Source organism: Streptomyces sp. NPDC093085 (genome assembly GCF_040683935.1).
Lineage (GTDB): Bacteria > Actinomycetota > Actinomycetes > Streptomycetales > Streptomycetaceae > Streptomyces.
Map to the genome: position 1 here is coordinate 675,341 of NZ_JBFBFB010000001.1, position 13,916 is coordinate 689,256.

Here is a 13,916-nt window from a genome sequence, read left to right on the forward strand (position 1 = left end):
GTCATGGAGGCGTCAGGTCACGAGAACGATCCCCGCGTCCGTGCCCGCCGGGGTGTACTCGGCGAGCCTGGCCCGCAGGCTGTCCAGGCGCTGCGGCTGGTACAGACCGTGGAAGGCGCCCATCTCGGAGCCGTCCTCGGCGCCCCGCGCGATCTCCTCCGGGCACCCGGCCGCGAGCTGCGCGTACGCGGGTGTCCCGTACCGCTCACCGGTGAACAGCGGGCGGACCCGCCCGGCGTTCTCCCGGCCCACCAGATCCGGCTGGCAGCGGTGGCGCCGGGGGGTGCGCGAGCCGGGCGGCAGATACGAGAACCGCACACAGCCCACGCCGCGCCGGGCCACCCGTACCACCCCGGTGAAGATGCTGTTCTCGGCCCGCTCCACCGCGTGCGCGTGGATCTCGCCGATCACCGTGGTGCGCTGGATGTGCAGGACGGCATGGGCATGGCGGCACTCCGGCGCGGAGACGGCCGCCCGGTCGCGCCCGGTGGCGTCGAGCACGCTGTCGCGGATGTGCAGCGGCAGCGGATCGTGCCGTACCTCGTCGCCGACCACCTCGATCGTGCCCAGGACGCTCCGCTCGATCGCCACACACGCGGTGGTGCGGTCCAGGACCAGGCTCGGCTCCTCGGGGGAGTGCGGCGCGCAGTGCGACTCCAGCGACCAGCCGGGCACGAGCGTGCAGTGGCGGAGCACGAGCGCGCCGAGCGGCCCGGAGACATGGAGCCCGCGCCCGGTGATCAGCAGCCCGTCCAGCACGATACGGGGCGCGGGCCGGCATGGGCCCGGCCGCTCGCCGCCGGTCTCCGCCTCGCCTTCGATCTTCGCGGCGTCCCCGCCCTGGTCCTCGCCCTCGCCCCGGGGCTCGTCCGCGCCCTTCGTGCCGCCGTCGTCCTCGCGCCCCTCCGTGGCCCGGATGTTGAGCGCGTCCGGCCGGTTGCTGTACCAGTCCAGCAGCCGGATCACCGGCCGCGTGCCCTCCGCCGCCCGTACCTCCAGCCGGTCGCCCGGCTCCAGCTCGAAGTCCAACTGCTCCTGGTACGCGCCACTGTGGGTGATCTCGATGACACCGTCGGGGCCGCAGCGCCCCGCCCGCCGGTCCGCCCGCCACGCCCCGTACGCGTCCATGATCCGCTCGAACGGCCGCCCGGGGCCCACCTGGTAGACCGTCGCCCCGACCGGCGTCTCGCGGTCGCGCGGATACTCCCCGCCGCCCATGTCGTCGGAGAACGCGGTGTGATAGCCGACCCAGACGCCCTGACGCGGCGCCGAGCGCGCCCCGAACGCGATCCGGCCCAGCTCCGGGTCGACGGCCACCTGCCCGCGCGCCGGACGGTACCGCCACTGCGACAGGTCCGCCACGACCAGATCGGAGAGCGGCACCGGGTCCGGCCGGCCGTCGCGCAGGATCGTGAAGCTCTTCCCCGGCCCGTAGTAGTCCACGAGCCGGTCGGCGAGCTGCCGCCGCGTGATGTACGCGGGTACGTTGTCCGCCGTCGCGATATGCGTGGGGGAGGGCTCCGGCACCGGCTCGGTCACCAGCGGGGTGTCATTGCCGAGAATCGAGAACGTGTAGAGGTTGCGGGCCCGGTCGATGCAGTACGCGGGCGACCCGGTCACCCGCTGCGGCTTCAGCCGCCAGACGAACAGGCCGACCCCGGCCGGTGAGTTGCCGCCCGCCCGGCGCGCCGAACCGGCCCGCCGCACGTCGACGGAGCGCGCCACCGTCCCGAACGGGCCGCCCGCCAGATCGAGTTCGGCCCCCTGGCGGAGGTCGGCGAGCCGACCGCGTTCCAGGCGACGGGCGTTGGCCGCCTCGGTGCCCGCGCCGTACAGCCTCACCGGCTGGTGGTGGGCGACCAGCCGGGAGAGTTCCACGGCCCGCGACGGCCACCCCGCCACGCCCTGGGCCAACTCTTCCAGCAGGGCGAGGGTGCCCTTGCGGCGCCGGTTGGCGACCGTGGCGGCGACATCCCGCCGTGGCGCCAGCGCCTCCGCGAGCCGTCCGCGCGCCAGGGCGTCGTCCTCCCCGGCCCCGCCGTGGCCCGGGGCGCCGAGCCCGCGCGCCCGGACCCGCTCGTACCCGGGCAGCGGGGTGTAGCCGACCAGGTCGCCGAGGTACGGCAGCACCCATGGCGCCGCGGTCTCCACGAACCAGTCGTCGTACCCCTGCGCCACCCCGTCGCGTACCAGGTCGAGTTGTTCGGCGATCACCGCGAGGAGCGCCCGCAGCGGCTCGCCCTCCTCGGCGTCGCGCAGCCGGTGCCACTGCGGGAGCAGCTCCGCGAGCCCGTCCGGCTGCCTGCTCGGGAAACTCATCCGGTGACCTCCGTCAGAATCAGTGTGTCCGTGACCTCCGGTGTGAGCACGGCGAGTTGAGCCGGCCTGATGCCGCGGAAGACGGTCACCACCCGCCCCTCCGCCAGCCGCCGGGTGTCGGTGATGTCCGGGTTCAGCCGCAGCAGCTCCGCCAGCGCGAGCCCGTGGCGCGCCGCGACCGAGGTGAGCGTCTCGCCCTCCGGCGCGGTCACCCGGTAGGTGTCCACCTCGTACGTGGCCACCCGGGCCGGCACCGTGTCGCGCGGCCGGGCCGCCTCCGCCGCCTCCGCCGCCAGCTCCGCCCAGCCGTCGGCGGTGAGCGAGGCCGGGACACCGGTGAGGACGTCCACGTCCACGTACTCCACCCCGGGCACCCGGTGGGCGGTGGCCAGCACGTCGGAGAGATGGACGGGCGCGCCCAACTCCCTTCGCCCGCTGCCGAATCCGTACAGCAGCGCCTGGCGCAGCCGGGGCTCGACCACACTCCAGGTGTGGTCGTGGGCCACCTTCACCCGGGCAGCGATCAGCAGCAGCACCAGCTCGCGCACATCGACCCGGACCGGCAGCCGCGCGTCGCCGTACCGGGCGAGCGAGGAGCGCAGCGCGCGCAGCACATCGGAGCCCTCGGCGATCGCGATGTCATCGGTCCCGGCGACGGTCAGATGCACCACCCGCCGCCGCCCGTCGAAGAGTTCGCGGGCCGATGCCCGGCCGATCCCCGCCCGGGAGCGTGCGAAGTCCTCGTAGTCCTTGAGGGAGACGAGCCGGTCGAGCGCCGAGACCGCGAGCGGCACGGTACGCCGGGTCAGACCGGGCCCGTCGCCGTCCGCGCCGCCCGTCGCGGGTAGCGGATTCGTCACCGCGGTGACGCCCAGCGGCCGGGTGATCGCCTGGGTGATCCGGTGCGCCGGCAGGTTGGCGGCCCGGCCGGTGCCGAAGCGGTAGCGGGCCCGTACGTTCTCGTGGCCGCTGGGCAGCCGCGCCCCGTACACCCCGTCGCCGAAGGTCACCGTCGGATGCCCGGCCGTGTCCGTGCCCAGCACATAGACCCGGTCCGTGGGCCCGTGCCCGGCCAGGCTCTCCACGGCGTGCCAGCGCAATCCGTCGACCCGGATCTCCAGGGTCGGGGCGGCCCCCAGCGCGTTGTCGGCGGCGAGCCAGGTCAGCGGCGACTGCCAGAGGGCGAACGTCTGGTTGACCTGGTCCGCGTCGCCGTTCCCGAGGGGTTCGTCCCGGCTCTCGCCGCGCGTCGCCGGGACCACATTGCCCTGGACACGCACCGTGGACCGCCGGTAGCGGCAGGCCAGTTCGGCGGTGAGGGTGAGCGTCGTACGGACCTGGTCGCCGGGGAGCAGCGGGTCGAGGCGCTGCTCCACGGCGGCGATCACCGCCGGTTCGGTGCCCGGCACCCCGGTCGTGCCCGGAATGTCGGTGCGCTCCCCGGAGACGACGAGATGGCGACCCGGACTCAACCCGTCGTAGAGGGCGTCCAGTTCGAGTTCGTTGCCGGCCACGTCGTCGGCGAGCGGCTCGTCGGCGAGGCGCAGTGCCTCGCCGCCCGCGTGCACGACGGTGTCCCGGATCGTGGAGAGCAGCACGTCGTGCGCGTCGAGCCACGGGTCGGCGAGGGTCAGTTCGGTGCCGCGCCCGGTGATTCCGAAGTCGGTGTGGACGGCGGTACGGACGGCGGTCACCCGGGTCCGTACCGAGGCGAGCGTCCGGTCGCCGGGGATCCCGTCCGGCGTCGGGGCGCCCTTGCGGGGCCGCTCCACGGCGACCCAACTCCCCACGGTGACGGAGTCCTGCACCGAGTCGAGCGCCAGGACATGGCGGCGGGGCTGCTCGGGGACGCTCGCGAGGCCGATCTCGACAGTCGGCGGCTCCCCGGCGACCGTGTACCGCACGGTCACCTCGTACTCTCCGTGGCCGGTCTGGTGCCGCTCGCCGGGCGCCAGGTCCCACCGCATCGGACCGCCGTTGTCCACCGTGACCGTCACCCGCCCGTCGTCCCCGGGGAGCCCGACCGAGATGGTCCGTTCGGGGAGACCGGACAGCAACTGCACGCGCACACCCGGGTCTTCGGGTACGGCGCGGGGGGAACCCGGTTCTTCGCCGTCCGCCGTGCGCGGGGCAGGGGCGGTGGTCAGCACGACCTGGCCGGGGCCGAGGCCGAACGAGGTGTCGGCGGGCAGGTCCTTGGAGGTCTGCACCGAGGAGCCGTGCGCCGCGTGCAGGAACTCGGCCCGTACCGGCACCTTGCCCGCCGTGTCGAACACGACCCGCACGGTGGTGAGTTCGGAGCCGGAGAGCGGCCAGTCCGTCAGCCGGACAACTCGGCCCCGCTCGTCCTGTACGGGCTGGAGCGGCGCGGTGGCCCCGAAGGGCGCCGCCGTCACCCGCAGCGCCCGCACCTCCCGCAGGAGGGGAGACGCGGGCGCGGCCAGGGAAGCGGCCCCGGCGGCACCCGGACCGGTGGCCTTCGTCGCACCGGCGGCGGTCGCACCGGTGGCCGTCGCGTTCCGCCAGGCCGCGTACAGACCGTCCCGTACGCGGGGATCGAGCGCGGCCAGCAGCCGGGCGCCCAGGTCGGAGCCGGGCGCGAAGGGCCGTACGGACGGCGGCGGCGCGGCGGCCCTGACGCGGAGCGCGGGGAGTACGGCACCGAGCGCGCTGAGCGCGGAGTGGGCGGTGGCGCCCGGGGCGCGGTGCGCTCCGGTGCGGCCGGTACGGCCGGTGCCGCTGCCGGTACGGTACGGGGCGATGCGCGCCGGCGTACCGGAGCCGTCCCCCGGATCCGGCTCGGGGTCGGGCTGGGAGGTCTCCAAATCGGCGGCGCGGGCACGGAGTTCTCCGATAACCGCAGCCAACTGCTCGAACCAGGCGGCGACATCCTCGTACGCGGCGGCCAACGCGACCGCCTCGACCAGCCGTTCACGAGGCTCGGCGAGGCGCAGTACCAACTGTCCCGGGGTGGTGATCCCGCCCAGGTCCGCCCGCAGCGGCGCCAGCACCTGCTCGTCGAAGACCGAGATGAACAGGGATACGGGGCGCGGATTGGGGTTCTCCGGGGTTGGGTCGCCCTCCTCCGTCTCCCGGTCGTCCTCGGTGATCCAGGTGCGGAGGACCGTCACCAGTTCGGTGAGCGACGGGGGCGGCGACTGCGGCAGCCCGATGGCCGTCACCCCGTCCTCGCGGTCGACCCGTACCCGTGCCACCGGCAGCAACAGCCGCTCGCCGCCCGCCTCCTGGCCCGTGCCGTCCGTACCGAAGACGAACAGCAGTGGGTCACCGGTCCGGAGCGAGAGGTCCGTCCCCGCGAACTGGATCTCGGAGCGCCGGGCCAGGTCGTCGGGGGTGAGCAGGGCCGGCCGGCGGCGGCGCACCGCGAGTTCGTTCCAGGTTGCGCGGGCGGTGAGATCCGCGCTGGTCTCGAAGGCCTGCGACTCCTCGTCCGCACCGGCCGGCACACTGTTGGCGCGCGAGCCCCGGGGGATCAGCACCGGCAGATCCTCGGCCCGCGGATCGCGGTCCAGGGTGTACGCGAGGTGGGTGTCGGCGGCGATCCCTGGCCGGGGCCGGTGCCCGACCAGCCGCCCCAGCAGCGCCAGCGAACGGTGCTCGTTCGCCGTCCGCAGATACCCCTCGTCGGCCGCGCGCTCGGAGTGGAACGTCAGCAGGTCGCCGACGACCGCCGAGGCGTCCACCAACCCGATCGCCGGGTCGTCCGGGGTACGGACGGTCAGCCCGCGCAGCGCCGGATAGGCGGGCGAGGCGAGCCGGTCGAGCATGGCGGCGAGGAACGAACCGTACGTCCCGACACGGTAGTCGAGCGCGGTGCGGCCTGGCGGGTTGTAGAGCGCGGGCGGCGCGTACCGCTCGTCGTGGCCGCCGCAGCCGCAGCCGCAGTCGGGAGTGCCGGGAGTGCCGGGAGTGCCGGGAGTGCCGGGGGAGCCGCCGATCTTGGCTCCCCGGTTTCCGTGGCCGGGTGTTGTGCCCGGGTAGCCGGTCATCGGGCACCTCCGCCGAGGTCGATCGTCAGCCGGCCGTTCTCCGGCCGGTCCGGGTCGTGATCGCACCGTGCGATCTCCAGCGGTCCGAGCCGCAGCACGCCGTCCTCCAGTGCGTTGTCGTCGACGAGATCCCCCTGGAACAGCCGGCGCAGCCGCTTCACCCGGACGCTCTCCACGCCCCGCACCCCCGCCGCCACGGCCACCAGCCGGCTCAGCCGCACCGGGGTGCCGAAGGAGAGCGCGTCGGGGTGGAAGAAGCCGAGCCCGCCGCCGGGCAGCCGTCCGTTGCCCAGCAGCCGGTACAACTCCGCGAGAATCTGCCCGTGATGGAAGCCGGGCGCGGCACACACCGCGAGGTGGATGTCGAGCGGCACACTCCGCGCGGGCCCCACCACCAGGTCGTGCCCGATCCTGCGGTACCCCTCCAGGGCGTACGCCACGGAGTCGAGCAGTTCGGCGGAGGGCTCACCGGTGCCCAGCGCGTCGACCGCGACATGCGCCTCGCGCACACTCCCGGTCCAGCGGATCTCCGCCGCCGCCCGCTGCACCCCCGGCAGGGCCGTCGCCAGCGCCGCGTAATCCTCGGCGGTGACCGCGCGCAGCCGGGCCCGCTTCAGATCGAGCGGAGCCAACTGCCTTACCTGGTCGACCGGTTCGGGGTCGGTGCCGCCGACGGCGGGAAGCGGGTTACGTACCGCGCGTACCGCCGTCGGGTCCCACGGCCGGTCCGGACGCCTCCCCTTCTCCCCGTCCGGCCGCCCCGCGACCTCCGCCTCAGCCGGATCCGGGTCGCGGCAGATCACCAGATGGCCGATGGCCTCGGCGCCCACATTGCCCGCCCGGCCGCCGCCGATCCGGTACCGGGTCGCCAGCCGGGCCCCCGGCCGGGGCCGCGCGCCGTACCGCCCGTCGCCGAAGCGCAGCGCGGTCCGCCCGTCGTCCTCCAGCTCGCCCACGAAGTGCCGGTCCCGTGGCCCACTGGCGAGCAGATCCCGCCGGGGCGTCCAGAACGTGTCGCCGTCGCTGAGCCGTACCGCCGGGAGCGCGGCCCGCGGATCCGGTACGAGGGCGGCGGCGGGGCCGTACAGCACCGGGTCGTCGGGGCGCAGCCCCGCCGCGTACCCCCGGCCCCAACTCTGCTCGATCTCCCAGGCGATGGCGGAGGCGAGCACCGCGCCCGCCCGGGCCCGCGCGCTCAGCACCCCGATCCGGCGCTCCTTCGCCGCCAGCAGCCGGGGGCTTCGGTGCAGCAACTCCCGCAGCGCGCGCACCGGATGGCGGCGCAACTCGAAGCGCTCCAGCACCCGCAGCCCGAACAGCACGGTCAGTTCGCGGACTTCGGCGTCGGAGAGCCCGCCCCGGTCCTGGGCGCCGCGCCACAGCTCCACCAGCCGCTCCCGTACCCGGCCCGGGATCGCGGCCAGCCGGTCGGCCTGGCCCGCCGAGACATGGCGGGGGTCGGGGAACGGTACGGAGTGGACGACGGGGGAGTGGCGCAGCACCGGCCGGAAGCGGGGCGCGATCCCCGGGTAGGAGACCTGGGCCAGCAGCGCGGCCACCGCCTCGGCCTGCGCGTACGCCGTGCCGGGCACGACCTTCTCGCGACTGCGGCCCGCCTGCTCCACCCCGATACCGGCCCGCGCGGTGGCCTCGTCGCCGACGACGGCGAACACCTCACGCTCCTGGCGGGGGGTGAGCGGACGCCCCGAACGGGTCTGGTCGAGCAGCGAGTTGAGGAGCCTGGCGGGCGGGTTTCCGGCGTCCGCGTCCCAGCAGCCGAAGCCGGAGGGGGCGCAGGAGCCGAGGACCGCGGGCTCCGGCGGTACGACCAGCGTCTCGCTCGCACCCTCGCCATGGCCGTGCGGCAGCGTCCGCCCATGGTCGACCAGCACCACATTGCCGCGCGCCACACTCACCTCCCCGACCGGCTCGCAGCGCGGCCCGCCCCGGGTGGAGAGGCAGAAGGCGAAGGCGAGCGCGTCCCGCGCCGCCCAGGTCACCTCCAGCACCGGCTGACCGGCCAGCCGGTCCACGCCGGGCGCCACGGTGAGCAGCCGTACGGCCTGCCGGTGCGCCGGGTCGGCGTCACCGGGCGTGCCGGTGCGGGGGCCCCGTACCTCCTCGAACAGCAGCAGATCGCCGGGGGCCAGCCGCAGCGCGCGCTCCGTGTGCTTCTCGTCGGTCCAGGAATCGCGCAGGGTCGCGGAGACGGCGCCCTTGGGCAGCACACACTCGCTCTCGCCCCACGTCCAGAACCGGATGGTGTTGTGCTCGGGCCGTACCACCAACGCCCTTTTACCGCTGGGCTTGTGGGGGTCCTCCGGGACGGTCTCGGCGACCACGGGCTCGAAGACCTCCACCGACCCCCGCTCGTCCAGCGCGTCCAACTCGCCGTCGTCCAGGACGGCAGGAAGCTCGGGCCGGTCGCGCGGCCCCAGCCGCCGTACATCCACCGCCGCGAACCGGAACGTCCCCGGGTGCAGGGTGAGCTGTCGGCGGGCCTCGATCGTCACATAGGCACGGGCGTTGACCCCGTCATGCATCGGATAGTCGATGAGCCGCACATGCCGCCGTACCGAGACCCGGCGCCGGGCCGTGTCCAGATATGCCTCGGTGGCCACCGCGTCCTGCTGGTAACTGATCAAATCCGCGCTGTGGGCGAGGAGTTCGACCAGGGTCGTACCGAGGTCGGCGGCGTTCCGCTCCACCCACCCGGGGTTGGTGAGCGCCAGCCGGTCCAGGATCACCCGGCGGATGGTGTCGTAGTCGCGGGCCGTGTAGTCGATGACAGGCGGGGCCCCGTGGTCCAGCGGACCAGCGGACGCCTCGTCCACACAGTCGAAGGGAGTCGGCAGACCGCCCCGGAAGTCGAAATCCCCCCAGAAATAACGCTGGTCGAAACCGCGGAACGGCTCGGTGCCGGGTCGCCCGTACGGGTCCCTCTCGACCAGAGAGAGCCGGTACCGGGAGGTGTCCCCGCTCCGGTCGAGAGTGACGAGCAGCCGGTCGTCCAGCTCGAGGTCGTCCTCCCGCTCCACCGCCACACCGACGGCGCGGAGCCCGGTGATCCGCCGGCCGCCGTCGATCCGTACATTCCCCGCGCGCAGCCCGTGCGGGGCCTTCCCGAGGAAGGTGACGGTCAGGGTCACCCCGTCGTCGCCCACCTCCACCGCGTCCACCCCGCCGAGCCGCGCCGCCCGAACACGCCCGCGCCGCCCGTCCGTTCGGCACTCCACCGGTCCTCCGGGCCCGCTCATGCCGGACCACTCCCCTCGAACACCTCGTCGCGCCGGCTCCCGGTGGAGCGCACCACGTACCGCAGATACACCCGGACCACGTTCTCCTCGCTGATCACATCGAGCGTCTCCACCTCGATCAGTTCGCCCAGCCAGCGCTGCAACGACGCCTGCACCGAGAGCTCCAGCGCGGAGGCGAGTTCGGGGCTGTTGGGCGTGAAGACCAGATCGAGCAGGCCGCAGCCGAAGTCGGGGCGCATCACGCGCTCACCCGGGCTCGTGAAGAGCAACTGCTCGATCAGGTCGCGGACATGCGCTTCGTACCCGGAGTGCGCGGTACGCCCCCGGCGGTCGACCCGGAACGGGAAGGCGATATCGGTCCGCACGGTGGTGTTCCTCATCGGACCCGCACCCCCCGCCCCGACGGCGCGGCCACGGCGGGCGCCCCCTGCGGCACGAGCGCGGCGTTGAGACAGAGCGCGGCGGTGGCGTCCGACAACAGCGGCTCCCCGTCCACCAGCACAACCCCCTTACTGCGTACGGGCATCCACCGCACACTGAGACAGGGATCCGGCACCCCGCCGACGGTGTGCGGGCAGCCCGTGACCCTGAACGCGTCGCCCGGTGCGGGCAGGAGGGCCCCGTCGACCCGTACCCCCGTCGCCCCCGAGGCCGTACCGGAGACGGCTGCGACACGCCCGCCGTGCGGACAACTGATCGTGGAACCGGTGGTGATGAGATTCCCGGACACGTTCCCTCTCCCCGTAACTGTGCTCGTAGTCGCTGTGGTGGCACGTCGTGAACCACTTTGGTGACCTGCTGGATGAACCGCTCGGTGCCCCGTTCCGTGACCCGCTTCGCAAACCCCGTCTCCCACCGCCGAGTTCACGGGCCCTTGGGCACGATCAGCCGCCCCCCGTTGATGCTGACCTCGTCCCCGATCAGCTCGATGACCGCGCCCGCGCCGTTGCCGATGGTCACGCCCTTCTCGTCGATCCGGATGTACGCGCCGCCCCGGGCCTCCAGCAGAATCCCGGTACCGCCGGGCACGTCCGACATCACCAGCTTGTGATTGCCGGGTGTCTGGATCACCACCGGCTGCGAGCCCGGCAGTTCGGCGGCGGCACGCGGCGGCAGCTCCGCGACATCCCCGTACCAACTCCCCGACCAGATGGGGAAACTGGGGTCCCCCTGCTCGAACTCCATCCACACCCCGGCGCCGATCTCCGGCACGACGTACTGGCCCGACTGGCGCCCGGTGAACGGCAGACAGGGCAGCGCCCAGGTGGACGCCTCGTCACCGAGCACATCCGGCACCTGGGCCGTGATCCTGCCGATTCGCAGCGGATCCCTGTTGTCGATGACCCGGCCCCGGAACTTGCCGAGGAAGCGGTTGTTCGGTGCCGCCATACGAAGTAGCTCCTGGTCTGATCGGCTGAACTCTTCTTCCTCGCCCGTGGCGGGGAAGGGCACTAGGGACGGACAGTGGTGGACCGGGCGATGAGCCCCTCGCGGGAGAGCGTGAAGTTCTGCTGGTACGAGCCGGGCCTGAGGTTGTGGGTGACGGACTTGACGTAGTAGTCGCCGTCGTACGTCACCCCGGCGCCCCGCACCCCGACCAGCTCGCGCGGGCGCAGGATGTACCCGTGCCGGTTCACGTCCAGCGAGCCGGAGCCGGAGATGGCGTCGGCGGAGGTGGCGGCGCGCGCCAGGGCCTCCGCCTCGGCCTGCCCCGGGTCCTTCTTGGCGGTCCCGGACAGGGTCTTGCGTTTGAGCGCGGGCGTGGCGCGCCGGCCCAGCGGTGGCCGGAGCGGACTGATGTCGGGCTGGCCGAGCAGGGTGATGTCGCGGGTGCGCGGATTCTGGACGCGCGCCTGCGGCTCCTCGCGAGCGGTCCCGTCGTACGCGAAGGTGAGCTGGTCGACGGTGGAGTTGTTGTCCATATTGACGTTGAGCGCGTGCTGCCGCTGCCCGAGGCGCTGCTCGGGCCCCCAGAACGCGACGGACCGCCCCGGGCGGGGCCCGGGTTCGAGATAGAACGTGAACCCGTTCGCCTTCGCCAGCTCATTCACATACTGGAGATCGGTCCCGGTCTGATAGTCGACGCGCCACTGCTCGCGAGGCGGCTGCTGAATCTGCTCGCGAACAATACGGGTGTCGATCCCGTAATCGGCATACTTCCCCAGAATTCTCTCGACCCGCTGGGAAGGCGCGAGATTGGGATACCGGTCGGTCCGCTCCTCCAGATCCATCAGCAGGGTGAGGTCCTCGCCGGTGATGGTGAGGGTGGTCTGCCCCGGCTGATTGCTCGCCCCGACCTCCTGCCGCACGATCAGCCCGTCGAGCAGAACAGTGACCACGCCTTTGACGGCGGCGCTGAGAATGACCCGGGTCCGAGGATCGAAAAACCCCTCAGGCAGCAACCGCCGATTGATCACCCCGGTCTTGGTCAGATCGAACGCGATCTGGAACCCGCTCCGTTCCCCCGCGGTGGTGGTGATCTGCGCGGACAGCAGGGCCTCACTCACCTCGGCCGGCACGGGCCGGGTGAGCTGGGGCCCCATGTACAAGGTGAGATGCACTGGCCCATTCCCCACAGGCTCATCAGCCACGGCCACCCCCGGGAGGGCTCGCGGAGAACCCGCCGGCCAAGGGCACCTCAAGGGAGCTGCCCGGCTCGGCGGTCAGCTCCCGGGGATCGAGCACCGGATTGGCATCGGCGATCTGCCACCACTGGCCCGGATCCCCGAAATACCGCTGCCCGAGCTGATCGACCCGCTCACCGCTGCTCACCGTGTGAACCGAGTTCACCGGCTGCCCCGGATCAATCGCCGGCAACAACCGCCGCCCGACATACCGGACCTCGGTCCCGTCCTCCCGCACATGCACCGACATCGCGGCATCGTGATACCGGCTGTCCCGGGGATAAGGATGTCCTCCCGGTATCGCGTCCAGAGCACTCTCGAACGGCTCGATCACGACGCCCTACCTCCCCATCCCGGCACCGGCCCCGAAGCCGACACCACCACTCAGCCCGAGACTCCCGAGCTGCCCCCCGGCGGCGGCTGCGGCCAGCCGCTCCTTCTGCGCCAGGTGAGCGAGATACAACTCGGCCCCCCGATGCCCGGCCGGCAGATCACTGACGGTCAGCACCTTGAGCCCGATACTGAGACTGGCCCGAATCGGGTTGAGATTGACATCAAAGGCCGACTCATTGACCGACAACTCGGTCAACCGCACAGGCATGACCCGCTTGCTGCCCCACGTAAAAAGAGTGAGCGGCGTCTCAATCGGACTGATCTCAATGGTCCCGTTCTGAGCCAACTTCGAAGCGGCCCGAAGCTGCGCGGTAGTGGGCTGCACCAACATCTCCAGCACAGCAAGTTGAGGGTGAATCCCATCAGGCGCCGCCACCTCAAATTGATCGGTGGCATCGATCTCAGCCGTGAACTTCCACGTCTCCTCGGCCGGCCCCTTCAACCGCAGAGCTTCATTCCGATCCCCACTCCCACTCCCTCCCCCACCAGAATCCCCACTCCCCCCGGCAGCCTGAGGCGCGACGGAACGCTCCAGGGTGTCGGGGTTGAACTGCAACACGATAATGCGCTGCGGGGTGCCGCGCTCGGGATCGACAATGACGATCCCGGAGCGAATAGGCTTGGGTATATCAGCGTACCGGGTCACAGGCGAGCCTCCAGACGCCCCTTCAACGGTTCGTAGTCGTAACTGGGAAAATGCTCTGGAAGGATCTGAAGCATTGTCCTTATGCTCTCCAGAGTGGAGTCGTACTCGCTGGCACTGAGTGAGACATCGGCGAAGAGGTACTGCCAGCCGGTGATGCCTTTCGTGACGATGAGATTGTCGAGGTAGCTGCGATAGTCCAGGTCGAGTTTGACGAAGGTGTGAAATCTGTCGAGGAACCAAATTTCCGGACTGGGAACCCCCGTGAGGAACCTCATGGTGGCCAGTTGTCCTCCTCCGCCTCGTGAAATGTCGTCGAGGATGGAGAGTCCGGAAAGTAGCCCTTCGTCGCTCTTTTTCCAGGCGAAATCTTGCACCGGGATCATGACTTCGCTGGCGGCGTCGATGTTCATGACATTGAATTCGCCGAAGAGTGGAATTTTCGTGTCTGTGGCGCGCCAGTGTAGAGCTCTGTATCGGTAAGGAAAATATGATTCCTTGAGTTTTTCGGTGAGCGGAAATCCTTCTTCTTTCATCAGTTCAAAGATTCCTGTCGGATCTTTGTCTGGGCCTCCTGGTCCTACTTCCTCATGTATGATTTCGAAGTATGGTGATTCGCGCAATTCGTCGGCGACCTTGGATAGGCGTTGATCGTATGGAAACACGCAAA

The 13,916-nt window shown here is 71.7% G+C and carries 10 protein-coding genes; all 10 read right to left on the minus strand.

The annotated features are described in order from the left end of the window. Positions 1-12 precede the first annotated feature (12 nt). The 10 genes from AB0O07_RS02780 to AB0O07_RS02825 all read right to left on the minus strand — a co-directional run bounded on the left by AB0O07_RS02780 (position 13) and on the right by AB0O07_RS02825 (position 13,911). Complete coding sequence (locus tag AB0O07_RS02780) at positions 13-2,319, minus strand: hypothetical protein (RefSeq protein ID WP_365625763.1); 2,307 nt, start codon at positions 2,317-2,319, stop codon at positions 13-15. Then, a complete protein-coding gene (locus AB0O07_RS02785) occupies positions 2,316-6,329 on the minus strand; it encodes a putative baseplate assembly protein (RefSeq protein WP_365625766.1) in 4,014 nt (1,337 codons plus the stop codon). The genes AB0O07_RS02780 and AB0O07_RS02785 overlap by 4 nt, the downstream gene beginning before the upstream one ends. After that, positions 6,326-9,586 carry a putative baseplate assembly protein gene (locus AB0O07_RS02790; protein ID WP_365625769.1) on the minus strand — a complete coding sequence of 1,087 codons (3,261 nt, stop codon included), beginning with the start codon at positions 9,584-9,586 and terminating at the stop codon, positions 6,326-6,328. The genes AB0O07_RS02785 and AB0O07_RS02790 overlap by 4 nt, the downstream gene beginning before the upstream one ends. Then, positions 9,583-9,966: a GPW/gp25 family protein gene (locus AB0O07_RS02795; protein ID WP_365625772.1), complete on the minus strand. Its 384-nt coding sequence runs from the start codon at positions 9,964-9,966 to the stop codon at positions 9,583-9,585. Before AB0O07_RS02795 ends, AB0O07_RS02790 begins: the two co-directional genes overlap by 4 nt. Then, positions 9,963-10,316, minus strand: a complete 354-nt coding sequence (locus AB0O07_RS02800; RefSeq protein ID WP_365625775.1) for a hypothetical protein — start codon at positions 10,314-10,316, stop codon at positions 9,963-9,965. Before AB0O07_RS02800 ends, AB0O07_RS02795 begins: the two co-directional genes overlap by 4 nt. A gap of 134 nt (positions 10,317-10,450) precedes the next feature. Beyond that, positions 10,451-10,975: a phage baseplate assembly protein V gene (locus AB0O07_RS02805; protein WP_365625778.1), complete on the minus strand. Its 525-nt coding sequence runs from the start codon at positions 10,973-10,975 to the stop codon at positions 10,451-10,453. 62 nt (positions 10,976-11,037) lie between these two features. Continuing rightward, positions 11,038-12,177, minus strand: a complete 1,140-nt coding sequence (locus AB0O07_RS02810; protein ID WP_365625781.1) for a hypothetical protein — start codon at positions 12,175-12,177, stop codon at positions 11,038-11,040. Next, the gene (locus AB0O07_RS02815) at positions 12,170-12,544 is read right to left on the minus strand and encodes a hypothetical protein (protein WP_365625784.1); all 375 of its coding nucleotides are present in this window, start codon (positions 12,542-12,544) and stop codon (positions 12,170-12,172) included. The genes AB0O07_RS02810 and AB0O07_RS02815 overlap by 8 nt, the downstream gene beginning before the upstream one ends. 6 nt (positions 12,545-12,550) lie before the next feature. After that, positions 12,551-13,249, minus strand: a complete 699-nt coding sequence (locus AB0O07_RS02820; protein ID WP_365625787.1) for a hypothetical protein — start codon at positions 13,247-13,249, stop codon at positions 12,551-12,553. Next, a complete protein-coding gene (locus AB0O07_RS02825; protein WP_365625790.1) occupies positions 13,246-13,911 on the minus strand; it encodes a hypothetical protein in 666 nt (221 codons plus the stop codon). The genes AB0O07_RS02820 and AB0O07_RS02825 overlap by 4 nt, the downstream gene beginning before the upstream one ends. Positions 13,912-13,916: the final 5 nt, after the last annotated feature.

Excerpts from the sequence above, each read along its gene's own strand:
- AB0O07_RS02780 (WP_365625763.1), bottom strand. The coding sequence starts at position 2,319 with ATGAGTTTCCCGAGCAGGCAGCCGGACGGGCTCGCGGAGCTGCTCCCG.
- AB0O07_RS02805 (WP_365625778.1), bottom strand. The coding sequence starts at position 10,975 with ATGGCGGCACCGAACAACCGCTTCCTCGGCAAGTTCCGGGGCCGGGTC.
- AB0O07_RS02785 (WP_365625766.1), bottom strand. The coding sequence starts at position 6,329 with ATGACCGGCTACCCGGGCACAACACCCGGCCACGGAAACCGGGGAGCC.
- AB0O07_RS02795 (WP_365625772.1), bottom strand. The coding sequence starts at position 9,966 with ATGAGGAACACCACCGTGCGGACCGATATCGCCTTCCCGTTCCGGGTC.
- AB0O07_RS02790 (WP_365625769.1), bottom strand. The coding sequence starts at position 9,586 with ATGAGCGGGCCCGGAGGACCGGTGGAGTGCCGAACGGACGGGCGGCGC.